The sequence below is a fragment of the Acinetobacter sp. YH16053 genome, assembly GCF_013417035.1.
In the GTDB taxonomy this organism is placed as follows: Bacteria; Pseudomonadota; Gammaproteobacteria; order Pseudomonadales; family Moraxellaceae; genus Acinetobacter; species Acinetobacter towneri.
The window spans coordinates 325203-341885 of record NZ_VPEP01000001.1 but is presented as its reverse complement, the minus strand read 5'-3'; the positions used below and the strand labels follow the sequence as shown (position 1 = coordinate 341885).

15 protein-coding genes are annotated in these 16683 nt (G+C 42.2%); 5 read left to right on the top strand and 10 right to left on the bottom strand.

What is annotated here, in order from left to right; translation table 11 throughout:
- Positions 1 to 57: 57 nt before the first annotated feature.
- Positions 58 to 531 (top strand): peptidoglycan-binding protein LysM, encoded by a 474-nt coding sequence (lysM, locus tag FTV43_RS01645; RefSeq protein WP_179994714.1) that lies wholly within the window; start codon positions 58 to 60, stop codon positions 529 to 531.
- A gap of 330 nt (positions 532 to 861) precedes the next feature.
- Here the strand turns inward: lysM and FTV43_RS01640 are convergent, their stop codons facing one another.
- The 4 genes from FTV43_RS01640 to FTV43_RS01635 all read right to left on the bottom strand — a co-directional run bounded on the left by FTV43_RS01640 (position 862) and on the right by FTV43_RS01635 (position 5717).
- Positions 862 to 2145 carry a ribonucleotide-diphosphate reductase subunit beta gene (locus tag FTV43_RS01640; protein WP_154320991.1) on the bottom strand — a complete coding sequence of 428 codons (1284 nt, stop codon included), beginning with the start codon at positions 2143 to 2145 and terminating at the stop codon, positions 862 to 864.
- Between the two features lie 139 nt (positions 2146 to 2284).
- On the bottom strand, positions 2285 to 2419 hold the full coding sequence (locus FTV43_RS15955) for a hypothetical protein (RefSeq protein ID WP_004972322.1): 135 nt from the start codon (positions 2417 to 2419) through the stop codon (positions 2285 to 2287).
- A 62-nt stretch (positions 2420 to 2481) separates the two neighbouring features.
- On the bottom strand, positions 2482 to 2604 hold the full coding sequence (locus FTV43_RS15950) for a hypothetical protein (RefSeq protein ID WP_257220019.1): 123 nt from the start codon (positions 2602 to 2604) through the stop codon (positions 2482 to 2484).
- 290 nt (positions 2605 to 2894) lie between these two features.
- Positions 2895 to 5717 (bottom strand): ribonucleoside-diphosphate reductase subunit alpha, encoded by a 2823-nt coding sequence (locus FTV43_RS01635; protein ID WP_179994713.1) that lies wholly within the window; start codon positions 5715 to 5717, stop codon positions 2895 to 2897.
- 589 nt (positions 5718 to 6306) lie between these two features.
- Here FTV43_RS01635 and bfmR point away from each other — a divergent pair.
- Entirely contained in the window at positions 6307 to 7023 is a 717-nt protein-coding gene (gene bfmR, locus FTV43_RS01630) for a response regulator transcription factor BfmR (protein ID WP_096902057.1), read from the top strand.
- A gap of 62 nt (positions 7024 to 7085) precedes the next feature.
- Positions 7086 to 8753 (top strand): sensor histidine kinase BfmS, encoded by a 1668-nt coding sequence (gene bfmS / locus FTV43_RS01625; RefSeq protein ID WP_131260700.1) that lies wholly within the window; start codon positions 7086 to 7088, stop codon positions 8751 to 8753.
- A 108-nt stretch (positions 8754 to 8861) separates the two neighbouring features.
- Here bfmS and putP read toward each other — a convergent pair whose 3' ends face one another.
- From putP to FTV43_RS01600, 5 genes are all read right to left on the bottom strand, one after another.
- Positions 8862 to 10352: a sodium/proline symporter PutP gene (gene putP, locus FTV43_RS01620; protein ID WP_179994712.1), complete on the bottom strand. Its 1491-nt coding sequence runs from the start codon at positions 10350 to 10352 to the stop codon at positions 8862 to 8864.
- A 221-nt stretch (positions 10353 to 10573) separates the two neighbouring features.
- Positions 10574 to 11431, bottom strand: coding sequence for an SPFH domain-containing protein (locus FTV43_RS01615; RefSeq protein ID WP_004972306.1), 858 nt, complete (start codon positions 11429 to 11431; stop codon positions 10574 to 10576).
- A gap of 1 nt (position 11432) precedes the next feature.
- The gene (locus FTV43_RS01610) at positions 11433 to 11918 is read right to left on the bottom strand and encodes an NfeD family protein (RefSeq protein ID WP_096902094.1); all 486 of its coding nucleotides are present in this window, start codon (positions 11916 to 11918) and stop codon (positions 11433 to 11435) included.
- A gap of 130 nt (positions 11919 to 12048) precedes the next feature.
- Positions 12049 to 12966, bottom strand: a complete 918-nt coding sequence (locus tag FTV43_RS01605; protein WP_096902052.1) for a patatin-like phospholipase family protein — start codon at positions 12964 to 12966, stop codon at positions 12049 to 12051.
- 62 nt (positions 12967 to 13028) lie between these two features.
- Positions 13029 to 13682 carry a 1-acyl-sn-glycerol-3-phosphate acyltransferase gene (locus FTV43_RS01600; protein ID WP_179994711.1) on the bottom strand — a complete coding sequence of 218 codons (654 nt, stop codon included), beginning with the start codon at positions 13680 to 13682 and terminating at the stop codon, positions 13029 to 13031.
- Positions 13683 to 13909: 227 nt separating this feature from the next.
- Between FTV43_RS01600 and FTV43_RS01595 the strand changes: the two genes are divergently transcribed.
- Positions 13910 to 15193, top strand: a complete 1284-nt coding sequence (locus FTV43_RS01595) for an MFS transporter (protein WP_179994710.1) — start codon at positions 13910 to 13912, stop codon at positions 15191 to 15193.
- Positions 15194 to 15464: 271 nt separating this feature from the next.
- Here the strand turns inward: FTV43_RS01595 and FTV43_RS01590 are convergent, their stop codons facing one another.
- The gene (locus FTV43_RS01590) at positions 15465 to 16142 is read right to left on the bottom strand and encodes a YetF domain-containing protein (RefSeq protein WP_179994709.1); all 678 of its coding nucleotides are present in this window, start codon (positions 16140 to 16142) and stop codon (positions 15465 to 15467) included.
- Positions 16143 to 16291: 149 nt separating this feature from the next.
- Here FTV43_RS01590 and FTV43_RS01585 point away from each other — a divergent pair, with 149 nt between their 5' ends.
- Positions 16292 to 16666 (top strand): endonuclease domain-containing protein, encoded by a 375-nt coding sequence (locus FTV43_RS01585; RefSeq protein ID WP_179994708.1) that lies wholly within the window; start codon positions 16292 to 16294, stop codon positions 16664 to 16666.
- Positions 16667 to 16683 lie beyond the last annotated feature (17 nt).

Genomic DNA, 16683 nt, shown 5'->3' with positions numbered 1-16683 from the left:
AAAGTGCTTATGTAAATGAGCGACGATTTATAACAGCAGAAAAAATAGGAGCACCTCATGGGTCTTTTTGATTTTGTAAAAGGGATTGGTAAGAAAAATACAGCAGCTGCAGAACCACAAGCTGCACCAAGTACACCAGTAGAACCTTCAGCACAAGAAATTGCAAATAAGCTTTTGGGGCATGTGAAAAGTTTAGGTTTACCTGTGACAGGTTTATCGGTGAGTTATAACTCAACCACGGACTTAGCGACAGTGCGTGGACAGGTAAATAGTCAGGCAGACCGTGAAAAAATTGTTCTTGCGGTAGGTAATATTGACCACGTTGCACAAGTAGATGATCAACTCACTGTTGCAACACCAGAGCCAGAAAGCAAGTTCTACACAGTAAAATCGGGCGATACTTTGTCTAAAATTTCTAAAGAATTTTATGGCGATGCCAACCAGTACAACAAAATCTTTGAAGCTAACCGCCCATTGCTGAAAAATGCCGATGACATTTTCCCAGGGCAAGTGTTACGTATTCCTGCTTAATTTTCAGTGGTTTGAATAAAAAAAGGCGCGCGATGCGCCTTTCTTTATTTTGTTTTTTGTCGTTTTTGGGCTGTTGGATTATTGTCCTATTCTCATAATGAACAAAAGAAGTAAAAAAACGGCATTGTTGTATAAATATTTTGTAAGATAACGATTTTTAAAGGTTTATGGAAATTTTAAAAATAAATAAATTAAAAAAATCAAATTGTTAGGTATTTGCACAACCTAGCCATTAAATACTCGATCGTATCTTTAAAAAAACCGCCATGAATGGCGGTTTTCTCAATGACAACTCATGTGTCTCACAACGATATTTTATGTGTCACGATATTACCAGCTCAACGCACCGCCCGTCTGATAATCAGTCACACGCGTTTCAAAGAAGTTCTTCTCTTTACGCAAGTCCATCATTTCAGACATCCATTGGAACGGGTTGTTTACGCCAACAAACTGTTCAGGTAAACCGAGCTGACTTAAACGACGGTTACAGATGAATTTCAAATATTCTTCCATCATGCCTGCGTTCATACCCAATACACCACGTGGCATAGTGTCACGCGCATATTCAATTTCAAGCATCGTGCCTTCAAGAATCATTTGAATCACTTCTTGCTGGAATTCTGCAGTCCACAAGTGTGGGTTCTCAATCTTGATTTGGTTAATCATGTCGATACCAAAGTTCAAGTGCATAGATTCATCACGTAAAATGTACTGGAATTGCTCTGCAACACCATTCATTTTGTTACGACGACCCATCGACAAGATTTGGCTGAAACCGCAGTAGAAGAAAATACCTTCAAGTACACAATAGAATGCGATTAAGTTGCGCAGCAAAATTTGGTCGTTTTCAGGTGTACCTGTTTTGAAAGTAGGATCACTTAAAGATTGCGTGTACTTCAAGCCCCATGCCGCTTTACGTGCAACCGATGGTACTTCGCGGTACATGTTGAAGACTTCGCCTTCATCCATACCTAAAGATTCGATGCAGTATTGGTAGGCGTGAGTGTGAATCGCTTCTTCAAAGGCTTGACGCAAAATGTACTGGCGGCATTCTGGGTTGGTAATGTGGCGATAAATTGCCAATACCAAGTTGTTTGCAACCAATGAGTCTGCAGTAGAGAAGAAACCAAGTGAACGCATAACAATGGTGCGCTCATCTTCAGTTAAGCCATTTTCAGACTTCCACAGCGCGATATCGTGGTTCATGTTGACTTCTTGTGGCATCCAGTGGTTTGCACAACCATCTAGATATTTTTGCCATGCCCACTCGTATTTGAACGGTACAAGCTGGTTTAAGTCTGCACGACAGTTGATCATGGCTTTATCATCAACCTGTACGCGCGATGCACCCATTTCCAGTTCTTCAAGACCAGGTGCAACGTCCAATTGATCTAGAGCGTTAGATGCTCTTGCCAACGGATCGGTTGAATCTGTTGCTCTACTTCTAGGGGCTGCAGCGGGTTGTGCAGCTGCCACAGGCGTCTGTGGTTGCTCTGCATGAGATACCATCTGCGTATCATGCGCTTTTTGCGGCTCGACGGGCGCAGACTTGTGTTCAGGAGCAGCCGGTTTTTGCGAATCATCTTCGAAATCGTCCCAACTTAGGATAGACATATCAATTCTCTCTTCGTTGCTTTATATCTTTTATGGACATCCAGCTACGCTGAGATGTCTTAATATACGCTTAATTTGTGAAAGCAAAATTAAGTTTTGCTCATCTAGGTCTGAAAAATGTACATTCCGACCAATTTGCTCACGACTTATTTTGCTTTCGCTGTTGTTTTGCCGCTTGTACCCAAAAGTAAGCAATTGGTGCGTAAAACAACACTACAAAGGAAACCAGCAAGACCGCGAGTCCTAACATATAGTTGTGGGTCATGTGTGGCATGGTGGATTCCTTTTAAGTTTTATAAAGTGAATCTTAGCCAAAGCTAAGATTCACAGCTAAAGTCATTTTTTAGATGATTTAGTTGGCTTCACGGTTTCAATTACAGTAGTTTTTGGATGTTTTTTAGCATACTCCAAAGTTACGTATTGACCTGTGATTGCACTACGAGCAGCTTTATTAGCCATGACTCAATACCTCACGGATACAAAATCAAGATGACTCTTACTGGCTCAATAGATAATTCAATGTTAGAATCTCTATCGCATTCTCATATGCCAGCCTCGTCGTGACCATCTTGGTATCACTTCGAGATTGAAAGCCTTCTACGAGTTTTGATAGGCCTGTAGAGGGCTTTTTTATTGCCTAAATTTTTTAAATCTCCTAAATCCCCCTTTTGCAAAGGGGGGTACTCCAGCCATTTGCTTCGAGGAATCCCCCCTCCTTTTAGGAGGGGTTAGGGGAGGTCAAGTGAAGCTTATTGACACGCCTCACAATCAGGATTATCAATACTACATGCCATTGGCACTGGTGCTGCTTGAGCAAAATCTTCATCAACAGCTGCAGCCGCTTCTGGTGCAGGAGTTGCCACAGACGCTGCTGTTAATGTTGCAGGTTTCACTGCGTTCAATGCACCTGTGTTAATGGTCGATTTCTCTGCAGAAGTCGCACCTAATGCACGTAGGTAATAAGTCGTTTTCAGACCACGTAACCATGCCATTTTATAAGTCAGGTCAAGTTTCTTACCGTTTGCACCTGCAATATACAAGTTCAACGATTGCGCCTGATCAATCCATTTTTGACGACGTGATGCTGCATCTACAATCCAGCGTGGTTCAACTTCAAACGCAGTCGCAAAAATCGCTTTCAATTCTTCAGGAATACGTGAAATTTTTTGTACTGAACCTTCAAAGTGTTTCAGGTCATTCACCATCACAGAATCCCACAAATCACGCTCTTTCAATGCACGAACGAGGTAAGGGTTGATTACTGTAAATTCACCAGACAAGTTCGATTTCACATACAAGTTTTGGAATGTCGGCTCAATAGACTGAGAAACGCCACAAATATTTGAAATGGTTGCAGTCGGAGCAATCGCCATCACGTTTGAGTTACGCATACCATCTTTTTGAACTTTGGCACGTAAGCTGTCCCAATCCAAACGCTGTGTACGGTCTACTTCAAACATACGTTCTGGACGTGATTTCGCCACAATGTCTAAAGAGTCAATTGGCAAGATGCCTTGATCCCACAATGAACCTTTAAATGTTTCGTAAGTACCACGCTCAACCGCCAAGTCGCTAGACGTTTGAATCGCGTAGTAGCTGATCACTTCCATAGATTCATCGGCAAATTCAACTGCAGCATCTGAACCATAAGCCAAGTTCATCTCATAAAGCGCATCTTGGAAGCCCATGATGCCCATACCTACAGGACGATGTTTCAAGTTTGAATTACGTGCTTGTGGTACAGCGTAGTAGTTAATGTCGATGACGTTGTCGAGCATACGCACTGCAGTTTTAATAGTACGTGCTAATTTTTCACGGTCTAACACACCACCTTGAACGTGTTGTACAAGGTTGATAGAACCCAAGTTACATACCGCGATTTCATCTTGGTTAGTATTGAGGGTAATTTCAGTACACAAGTTAGATGAGTGCACTACACCAACGTGTTGTTGCGGTGAACGTAAGTTACATACGTCTTTGAATGTGATCCACGGGTGACCGGTTTCAAACAGCATTGACAACATTTTGCGCCATAAGTCCTTCGCACGAAGTTTCTTATGCAGCATGTTGGTTTCTTTGGCAATGCTTTCGTAGTACGCATAACGCTCGGCAAAAGCTTCGCCCGTCAAGTCGTGCAAGTCTGGTGTTTCAGATGGCGTGAACAGTGTCCATTCTGCATCTTCAAAGACACGCTGCATGAACAAGTCAGGCACCCAGTTCGCTGTGTTCATGTCATGGGTACGACGACGGTCATCCCCTGTGTTTTTACGCAGCTCTAGGAATTCTTCGATGTCTAAGTGCCAAGTTTCTAAGTACGCACATACCGCACCTTTACGCTTACCACCTTGATTGACCGCAACAGCAGTATCGTTCGCCACTTTAAGGAACGGAACAACACCTTGAGATTTACCGTTAGTTCCTTTGATATATGAGTTCAAGGCACGTACTGGCGTCCAGTCATTACCTAAACCACCTGCCCATTTAGACAGCATTGCGTTGTCACGCATTGCGCCATAAATGTTGTAAAGGTCATCGGAAATTGTAGTTAAGTAACAGCTTGATAACTGTGGGCGTAGCGTACCTGAGTTAAACAGGGTAGGTGTAGATGCCATGTAGTCGAAGCTAGACAATAAGTTATAGAACTCGATTGCACGTGCTTCACGGTCATCTTCATTGAGCGCCAGACCCATTGATACACGCATAAAGAACAATTGTGGAAGTTCAAAACGTACGCCATCTGAGTGAATGAAATAACGGTCAAATAAAGTTTGCAGACCTAAATAGGTAAACTGGTTTGAGCGTTCAGGCTGAATCGCTGCAGCAAGTTTGGCAAGGTCAAACTCAAGTAAGTCTGCAGAAAGCAAATCAAGTTCTACACCTTTTTTCAGGAAAGTTTCTAATGCTTCGCCTTCAGGTGTATCTGTTGCTAAACCTAAAAATTCTAAGCCTGTTGCGACCAAGTCATTACGCAATAAACGCGCAGTCACATAGGTATAGTTCGGCTCTTGCTCAATACGGGTACGAGTCGCCATCATCATGGTGGTTGAGATGTCAGACTCTTTTACACCGTTGTAAAGGTTTTTCACGGTTTCATCAATGATGGCATCTACATCAATGCCTTCTAAACCTTCTGCCGCTTTATTTACGGTTGCTTTTAACGCACCTAAATCTAGTGGTTTAAGCTGACCGTTTGCATCAGTCACTTGTAACGTCGGGTGATGGTTTTCACCTGCTTGCTTACGCGCTTCTGAGCGTTGTTCACGGTAGATGACATAAGCACGAGCAACTTTTTGCTCGCCTGTACGCATGAGCGCAAGTTCAACTTGGTCTTGAATTTCTTCAATGTGAATAGTTCCGCCAGACGGTAAACGGCGGTTGAATGTGTTCAACACCATTTCAGTCAGTTGTTCGATCCGATCATGAATGCGGCTTGAATCGGCGCTTTGTTGACCTTCTACAGCCAAAAACGCTTTGCCAATTGCAACTGCAATTTTTTCAGCATCAAAAGCGGCAACATCACCAGTGCGTTTAATCACTTGTAATTGACCAGGGGTTGAGGTGATTACGCTCATGTCAGCATAGCTCCATTGTCATCTATTGTTATGTTTATGGACCATTAAACTGGGCAAAACTTAGGCCGCAGTGATTGAGGGATAAACACAAGACTTAGTGGTTTAAAATTGAATTGAACACAAGATACGGGAAAATTGAGGGTAGATCAATATTGACTTTTTCTTTTAAATTTTGACTATTTTAGGATTCAAATTTATCTCAAAAATACCGAATTTTGTCCTTTCGGCTATAAGCCTTATCAGACAAGGGCATAGCATAGCAAAGCTCGGAAAAACTGCTTATAGATAACCTTGTGGATAACTTTAAAAGTTGTGAGATAATTTTTCCAAAGGCGGAAAAGGCTTGATCTAGTGCAAAAAATACCCATTTTGTAACTTTATATTTCTCAAATCTGTTTGAAAATCACCAAAACTAGAAAAGTGCTATAAATTCAATGCTTAATAAAAATATAACAAAATAATACGCAGATGTATCAGTTTGGTGAACAGTATCTTGTTTACAATGTAAACGTGTGTATATTGCAAATTATATCAAGACCTATCTCTCAGATTTTAAAAGGATAGGTCGAATCCAATAAAGGGACAGGTTATGAGTCAAGAAGAAAAGTTACCAAAAATTTTAATTGTTGAAGATGATGAACGTCTTGCACGACTTACGCAGGAATACTTAATTCGCAATGGTTTAGAAGTTGGGGTAGAACCAGATGGCAACCGCGCGATTCGCCGTATTATTGCCGAGCAACCCGATCTTGTGGTGCTAGATGTGATGTTACCAGGTGCCGATGGTTTAACCATTTGTCGTGAGGTTCGTCCACATTATCATCAACCGATTTTAATGCTGACTGCGCGTACTGAAGATATGGATCAGGTGCTAGGTCTAGAAATGGGTGCAGATGACTATGTTGCAAAACCTGTGCAGCCGCGTGTGTTGTTGGCGCGTATTCGTGCTTTATTGCGCCGTACCGACAAAGTGACTGAAGATGAAGTGGCACAGCGCATTGAATTTGATGATTTAGTGATTGATAACGGTGGTCGTTCTGTAACTTTAAATGGTGAATTGGTTGATTTCACCAGCGCAGAATATGACTTGTTATGGTTATTGGCTTCAAATGCAGGGCGTATTTTATCTCGTGAAGATATTTTTGAGCGTCTACGCGGCATTGAATATGATGGTCAAGACCGTTCAATTGACGTGCGTATTTCACGTATTCGTCCAAAAATTGGCGATGATCCTGAAAATCCAAAACGTATTAAAACTGTGCGCAGTAAAGGTTATTTGTTCGTTAAAGAAACCAACGGCATGTAATACGCTTTTTTCTGAGTCAAATACTGGCTCAAATATAAAATAAGTCACATAGGACGGGTTTTGTGCTTAAACACAGTATATTCTTGCGCATATATGCAGGATTGGTGATCTTAGTTGCAGTAGTTGCCATTTTGGCGTACTTATTGGTGCAAATCATCAACTATCAGCGTGCGCAAGAATATCGTGAGTCTTTAACTGATGGTATGGCTTATATTATTAGTGAAGGGATTGCACGACAGCAAAACGAACAGCAAAAGAAAGACTGGATTTCTGATGCATCCGATTTGCTGGAATTGCCCATCTACTATGTGCAGGCAGACAAAGTAGATTTGTCGCGCGCAGAGCTTAGACGGATTAAAGAACGTAAAGCGGCTGTGCGCTATAATGCCGAAAATATGATTGCCTATATTATTTTGGGTATGAAAGATGATCCAAATCATTATTTATATATCAAGGCAGATAAAATTACAGAACGGCAAATGAAAGCTTTGCCGATTTTTGTTTTAGATTATTTGGTGTATTACCCGGGTCAGGAAAAAGAATATCTAGCCAAAATTCAGCAGCACTTTTCTTATCCGGTCAATATTAAAAATATTCAGGAACTGCCACTCGATTCTGAACAGATTGGGCGTTTAAGACTCGATCACAGCATTATTTTATATCGTGACAATGCCACCGTGCGTGGTACAACCATCTCGATTGTGTCACCGATGCCAAATTCACCCTCAGAAGTCTTGGTTTTAGGGCCTGTGCCGTTATTTAACTGGATGCCATTCCAGTTGGCAGCAGGCATTACCTTGCTCAGTATGTTTATGTTGAGCTTGGGGGTTTATGGTTTGATCTTGCCTATGCAACGTAAGATCCGCCAAGTGAACTATGCCTTAAACCGCACCAAATCGGGTGATTTAAACATGCGTTTGCCTGTAGATGGCACAGATGAAATGGCAAGTTTGGCATCTAGCTATAACAGCATGTCTGACCATATTCAGCGTTTGATTGAAGCGCAGCGTGAACTGATGCGCGCTGTATCGCATGAGCTGCGCACGCCTGTGGCACGTATTCGTTTTGGTATGGAAATGCTGGCAGAAGAAGATGATTACGAATATCGCTTACAGCAAGTCGAAATGATTGATAAAGATATTGAGGCTTTAAACACCTTGATTGATGAGATCATGACCTATGCCAAACTTGAACAGGGCATGCCATCTTTAGAAATTGAAAAGATCGTTTTGGTTGAAGTGCTAGAGCAGGTGGCTACGGAAACAGAAGCATTGAAAACCCAAAAAGATATTCAATTGCTTGCCCCACCTGTGACTTTGGAAGTGGAAGCTGAACGCCGTTACTTGCACCGTGTGGTACAGAACTTGGTGGGCAATGCAGTCCGTTACTGTGACCATAAAGTTTTGATCAGTGGCGGCATTAACGAGCAAGGCATGGCCTATGTTTGTGTGGAAGATGATGGGCCGGGGATTCCCGAACAAGACCGAGAACGTGTATTTGAAGCCTTTGCTCGTTTAGATGACAGCCGCACCCGTGCTTCAGGTGGTTATGGTTTAGGTTTGTCTATTGTAAGCCGCATTGCTTATTGGTTTGGTGGCAAAATTGAAGTCGATCAGAGTCCAAACTTGGGTGGTGCACGTTTTATGATGGTTTGGCCTGCCAAACGGTTTAGTAAGGCAAGAAAAAAAGCCGCAGCAGAGAAAGAAAAAACCACCGATTCATTGACTTGAATTGAGTGCACCAAAACTAATTTTAGACATAAAAAAACCAGTGCAATTCAAGGCACTGGTTTTATTTACAGTCTCGCTTTTTTATCTCTATGCAGATCAATCTACAGCTTAGTGCGATTCTTTATATTGCTGATCGGCCTGTTCAAAACGGTCTGTCACTTCATGACTTGGCGCTTTACCCAATAAACTCACCACGACAATCGCAATCCAAGAACACACAAAGCCTGGAATAATTTCATAAATACCCGTATCTGCCCAAAGGTTTTTCCAGAGAATAACCATAAGTGCGCCGACAACCATCCCCGCCAATGCACCGTTTAAAGTCATGCGTTTCCAGAATAAAGACAGAATAATCAGTGGGCCAAATGCTGCACCGAAGCCTGCCCAAGCATAAGAAACCAATCCCAAAACTTTGGATTCAGGATTACCCGCCATCCAAATAGCAAGCAGCGCAATCATGAGTACCATGCCGCGTCCGACCCAGACCAATTCATTTTGTGAGGCATTTTTACGCAGGAACGATTTGTAAAAATCTTCGGTTAAAGTACTTGAACAGACCAAAAGTTGACAGCTTAGGGTACTCATCACAGCAGCTAAAATTGCAGCCAGTACCACACCTGCCACCCACGGATTAAACAGGATTTTGGTCAGTTCCATAAATACTGTTTCAGGGTTGGCATTGACCACACCTGCCAGTTCAGGATGTTGCTGGAAGTAGGCGATACCAAAAAAGCCCACAGCCACCGCACCGCCTAAACATAGTGTCATCCATGTCATGCCAATACGACGTGCATTCGGAATAGACTTGACTGAATCAACCGCCATAAAACGCACTAAAATATGCGGCTGTCCAAAATAGCCTAAGCCCCATGCCATGAGGGAAATGATCGCGACCCAGCTTAAATCACTGACTAAATTCAGCGCCTGCGGACGAGCCGCTTCTAAAGCAAGTGTGACTTGGCTTAGGTCAGAAAAGCTGAGTAGGGTAATGATAGGGGTCAGCAAGAGCGCAAAAATCATCAAGCCAGCCTGAATGGTGTCCGTCCAGCTGACTGCCAAGAAACCACCAATAAACACATAGCTGATGGTGGCAATAGCACTAATCCACAATGCAGTGCTATAAGGCAGATCAAACATACTTTCAAATAAGCGCGCACCTGCAACCATGCCCGAAGCACAATAAATCGCAAAGAAAATTAGAATTACGCAGGCAGATACAATCCTTAAAATTTTTCTTTGATCATTAAAACGGTTAGAAAAATAATCAGGCAAAGTCAGTGCATTGTGCTGTACTTCGGTGTGTACTCGTAAACGACCTGCCACCAAAAGCCAGTTTAGCCATGCGCCAATAATCAGACCAACGGCAATCCACATTTCAGACAAACCTGAAAGATAAATGGCACCGGGCAAGCCCATCAGCAACCAACCACTCATATCGGATGCGCCTGCAGAAAGTGCGGTGACAAAACTGCCAAGACGACGACCACCTAAAATGTAGTCCGAGAAATTTCGAGTCGCGCGATAAGCCAGTAAACCAATGACAATCATGGCGACAATATAAAACAGGAAAGTAATAATGGTGGGGTTGAGTGCGCTCATACAGTATCCATTTGGGTTTTGGACAGTCGATTAAAATACAGACCGCTGCTAGATGTGAGTCACTCAATTTGGTGAGTGCAGAGATCTCATCTGCGGTGCTGATTTCATCAAGAAACGCGAAATTTAACCATACATTAAAAAATATTTCAGATTTTTTTCTGAATGGGCATAAAATAGGCAGCTTGAAAGCTGCCTATCATCTTGATGTTTATCTGATTTGCTTATGGATTATTGCGACCCATAACACCACGAATAGTATTCAAGACATCTGCAGGTAAGACCACAGTTTTGGCATTGTTCGATTTCGCCATATCTTGCATGGCTTTTACATATTGCTCACCCAATAAGTACGCCACAGGAATTTCTTTATCACCCACCGCAGAGCTAACCATTTCAATAGCACGTTGAGAAGATTCTGCCAATACAACTTGCGCTTCTGCATCACGACGTGAAGCTTCCAAACGACCATCGGCTTCTAAAATAGCCGCTTGTTTTTCACCATCGGCTTTGGTTACGGTAGCACGACGCTGACGTTCTGCTGCAGCTTGTTCTTCCATAGCTGCCTGCATGGTATGCGATGGTTTAATATCCTGAATTTCTACAGTTTTAAGGGTAATTCCCCAGTCTGAAATATCATCAGAAATGGCTGCTTTGAGTTTGGCTTTGATGTGATCGCGCGAAGACAAGGCATCATCCAAATCCATTTCACCCACAATAGAACGCAATGAGGTTTGAACAAGGTTTTGAATCGCCCAAGTATAGTTTTCAATGCCATACACTGCTTTTTCAGGAGTCGTGAGATTAATGTACGCTACCGCATTCATGAGCAGAACTGCGTTGTCACGGGTAATGACTTCCTGAGATGGAATATCTAATACAATATCTTTGGTGGTGACTTTATAGGCCACTTCATCGACATAAGGAATGACGAAGTTAAGTCCCGGTGCAAGTGTGGTGTGGTATTTACCCAGACGTTGCACAATCCACTTATAACCTTGCGGAACAATTCGCACGCCTTTAAAAATGGTAATTCCAACAAAGGCTAAAATCGCTAAAACAATAATAGATCCACCAGACATTTTAATTTCTCACTTTTTCGTTGTCATGTGCGCTGTGATGCGGCTGCACCACCAAATCATTACCCAAAATATCAATCACGCGAATACGATCTCCCACTTGCACAGGGCTTGTGGTGCGGCAGTTCCATTCGTCTGAACCAAGTACGGGCATCGGGAAACGGACTTTAATTTGATCATGTTCCAAGTTGGTTTGAATAACCATGCCAATTTGTCCAATAGTGGCTTCGCGTGACAAGCCTGCTTTGGTTTTATCGGTAGATAAGGGTTTGATAAATTTAAACCACGCCAAGGTACACAGTACCGACAAGATAATCCACATCACCAATTGGGTAGTGGTACCCATCATGGGGAACATCCAGTATAAAATACCGACCATGACTGCCCCAATGCCAAACCATAAAGCGGCAAACGCAGGCAAGACCAGTTCTGAAAGCATTAACAGAACGCCTAGTACAAACCAGTGCCAAGGTTCAAGAACGAATTCCATACATCTACTCGCGTATTTTTTACGATTGGTTAATTCTAATTGCTTAGAGAAACGCATCGACTTAAAAAGATGCGCTCTCATCACTTTAACAGATCAATAAGTTTATGAATATTAAAAAAATCACTGAATCCTAAAATTTCGGACGCGGTGCAGGTTTCAGCGCGGCAGGTGATTTTTTAAAGTTATTGATGGCTTGCAGAATTGCTTTGACCTGTAATTGTGCGGCTTTTTCACCTTCTAAAATGGTTTGGTTACTGGCTTTTAAATCTAGAGTACCAATATGTCCAACTTTAGGTTGAATCACGATATTGGCCTGCGCCAATTCCTGATTGATGCTTTGCTGCCCCATAATATTGAGGGTTTGATCGAGTAAGCCCCACATGCTGACAGGTTGATTGCCTGTTGGACGTGCAGAAATATCCACTGCAATGACTAAGTCGGCACCCATCGCTTTAGCCGTCTGTACGGGAATTGGGCTGACCAAGCCGCCATCCACATATTGTGTTCCGCCAATGGTGGCAGGTACAAAAACATTCGGAATACTGCAAGAGGCACGTACGGCTTGACCAGCATTGCCTTTAATAAAGTCGGCTTTACGTCCATTATCTAAACGTGTGGCAACGGCAGCAAAACGAATTGGAAATTTCTCAATCGGTTTATTTGCCACGTGTTGATTGACAAAGTCTTGTAACTTTTGACCTGCAATAAAACCCTGACGGTTTAAGGTTAAATCACGAATGTCGGATTCTTTAAAGGTTAGGGCAATATGTTGGAGCTGATAAGGACTTTTACCACTGGCGTATAAACTGCCGACAAAGCTGCCTGCACTGGTGCCTGTGACAATTTTTGGTTTAATCCCGTGAGACTCTAAAACTTTAATGACGCCAATATGTGCAAAACCTTTAGCACCACCGCCACCCAGCGCCAGTGCAATTACAGGTTCACGTGCTTGGATAGGTGTGGTGCTTGGCGGTGTTTTTGTTGTTTTGTCGCAGCCAGCCAAAGTTAGAGCTAGTACGCCCACTAAAGAATAACGAATCAGTTGCATATCAAATCTAAATTTAGATCAAAGAATATTGCGCCCATCTGAACAAAAAATAGAAACTTTGACTAGCCCTTTTTCAAAAGCTTTTGTAACGGTTTTGCCAACCAATGTGGATTTTTAGCCGAAAACTTGCCGTGATATTGCGTATAAATTGCCTCTAAATCTTGAGCATAATTACCTGTAGGAACAAACACGCCCAAAATATGGATGGTTTTATGTGCATAATCAAAAGAGAACATCACAATTGGAATATTGGCACCGTAGGCAATATGGTAAAAGCCACTGCGAATATTTTCGGCTTGTTTACGTGTGCCTTCGGGCGCCATACCAATCCAGATTTTTTCTTTTTTTCGTACAATCTCGATAATATCTTGGGTATGACCTTGTGGAGAGTGTCGCACCACAGGAATGACCCCAATCCAGTTTAAAAGTGGCTTGAGCGGGGTTTCAAATAAAGTGTGCTTACCAAAAATAGTAATTTGAATACCCAAACCGAGTAGGGCGGTAAAACCATGCCACGCATCAATATTTGACGTATGCGGTGAGATAATAGCAACTGCTTTTGGCAAGTTAGGAAACTCGCCCACCATTTGCCAGCCTTGCGCCAAAAAAATATTTTTAAATAAAGCACGACTACTGGCTGTTCCACGTTGTGGCACTTGGTCGGGTAACTGTGGAAATTGCCGTGCACTGCGTGCAAAAGGATTGGTGATTTTCATGAATGCGATGTCATCCTGACGTGCGTGATTAACAACAAGAAAGACCCAATATCATGACGCATGAATCTAAATCTATTCAAGATATTAGACTTTCGCTTTGTCTGATTCATTGGCAAAATAGTCGAAATCTGAATGTGAAAGTGATGAAAAATAACAATCCATTATTCAAAATTTTAGTGTAGTACTGCGTTTTTTTGATCTTTTGCCCATATCTAAATTGAGATGCTATGCCCAATTTGCGCCAAACTTATTTGTTGTTATTTTCTCTGTATTGGGCGCAGGGCTTGCCTGTTGGTTTTATGACCCATGCCTTGCCTGTGATTTTACGTGCGCAAGGTGTGTCTTTGGCACATATTGGCGGTTTCGGTTTGTTAATGCTGCCATGGTCAATCAAAGTATTTTGGGCACCTTTGGTGGATCGCTTTGGACATTCATATTTTGGGCATTATCGTAGCTGGATTTTGCCGTGCCAGTGGCTGAGTGTTTTGGTGCTGATTGGGCTGTCCTTTTTACCGATTGAGTCCTTAAATCATCCTATATATTTGTGGGTGTTTTTTGTGGCTTTGCTCGGTATGAACTTGGTCGGTGCAACCCAAGATATTGCCACCGATGGTTTGGCGGTCAATATTTTACAAGCCAAACAGCAACATTGGGGTAATACCTTTCAGGTGGTTGGTTCACGACTGGGCTTTATTGTGGGTGGTGGTGCAATGCTGTGGGCATTGGATTGGCTAGATTGGCAAAAAACCTTTCTGATTTTAGCGGGATTGGTGTTTTTAAATACCTTGCCAATTTTAATGTTTAAAGAGCCACAACATGCTGCTAAACAAGTGCTTGTTCAAGCTCAAAGCAAAATGTCATTTCACGCACGTCTTGCTGCGATTCGTGAATATCTGCGCTATTTTGTTGAAACGCCTGTGTTGTACGCATGGTTGTGGGTGCTACTCAGCTTTAAAATTGCCGATGGTTTGGCTGGTCCCTTATTAAAACCTTTAATGGTGGATTTAGGCTTAAGCTTTTCTCAAATTGGCATTTACGTGACCATGTTGGGAGCCATGGCCGCTTTGTTGGGTGCAGGCATCGCAGGGTTGATGCTGAAATGGTGGTCTAGAGCGCATGCCCTCATCATTTTTTCTGTGCTTAAAATTTTGAGTTTAGCGGCCTATGCTTATTTGGCTAACTTATATGAACAGCAAGTTGATGTGGCACATTGGCTGATTTATAGCATTAATGCTGCGGAAGATTTATGTTCTGCCATGTTACTTGTGGTGATGCTGACCTTGATTATGCAGTACAGCCGTAAACAATATGCAGGGACCGACTTTACATTTCAGGTTGCGATTATGGCGACTGTGAGCGGGGTACTCTATACCCTGAGTGGAATGTTGGGCGATGCTTTAGGCTATGCGAATTACTTGCTGTTGATTTGTGTTGTTGCGATTTTATGCCTTGTCACGATCTGGAAATGGGCAAAGCTTGCGAAAAGCGCTCACTCATCCACGCTCGAATAAGAAGATAGATCATCAAGACAGAATGACAGGCTTAAACCATTTTAAAAAATTCATTGCGTGGAAAAAATAAAAGCGACCCTTAAAGAGTCGCTGGAGTATAAAAGGTATCCATATTGAAGCAAATACCGATCTCTTTTTTGTATTTCCAAAAATTATTATTTGCGCTTTCAGTGCTTCACTTCGGCAGCGCAGGCAGTATAACTTTGAATTATGACAATCCTGCGACAATTTAAGTCGCATAGAGGTGTGTTGCAGCTAAAATCAACATATTCTAGCTGCGATATGCAGTATTGATTGCCAGTGTCCATTGTTGGTGATTACAACGCGGACAGGCTTCATTGGCGTGTTCAAGTAAACGAACATGCCCACAATACATGCAGGCATAATATGTGTTTGGAGTTGTGCGGTACACGGGTTGGCAAGCTTTAGGAAATAAGGGTAAACCATAGCGTGTGGCACCGTCATGAAAAAATAACATGCTGAATTTGCCATCAGTTTCTAGTAAACCGACACGTACTTGTCCCAAATGCTCCACACCTTGTTGACGCATTTCGGCAAAGAATTCATCATGCGACATTTTGCCGTATTTAATTTTTTCTAAGACCAGTTCGCCATTTTCTACAATATACAGTGATTTACCTTCAATCAAATCTTCAAAGGGTTGGTATTTCATCATGAGCCATGTGGTCAGGCGATACATTCCAATCACTACTGTCATCACCACCAAGGCGTGTACCAAAGGTAAATCTTCAGTGAACATGGGGTCGCCCGCAATAGAACCGAGCGATAAAATAATAGCCAATTCAAAAATAGAAAGCTGGCGCACTCCACGTTTCCCTGTGAGGCGTAAAAATAGAATAATCATGCTAAACATGAGTGCTGCCCGAATCATTAATTCGGCAACAAATGCCCATGTAGTATCGTGAATAAAGATGGTGAACCAATCCATAGATTATCTATTTTGTTATTTTGATGCTTGATACTATGCTTAAATTGAGTGGGTGAAATAGTGGTTTTGAGTAAAGAACTGCAATTATTTGAGTGATTTAGGAAAATAAAAATTTGTTATGATGGCTAAAAACTATAAATACAAAAATAATGAATAAGAAGATGAATCCGCAACTCTTACAATTTGCCAAATCTTTGCGTCATGCGGCAACAGATGCAGAAAATTTGCTGTGGCAGAGACTTCGTGCCAAACGCTTTATGGCGCTCAAATTTAGACGTCAGCATGTGATTAAACCGTATATTGTGGATTTTTACTGTCATGAAATTGGTTTGGTCGTTGAGTTAGATGGCAGTCAGCATGGAACAGATGAAGCAATTGAATATGATGCTGAACGAACCAAGTTTTTAGAGGCTTTGGGTTTAACTGTTGTGCGGTATTGGAATCATGATGTGTTGGGGCAGATGGATGTAGTTTTAGAGGATTTGTGGTTGAAATGCACCGAATTAAAAAATACCTCTCCCTAACCCTCTCCTAGAAGGAG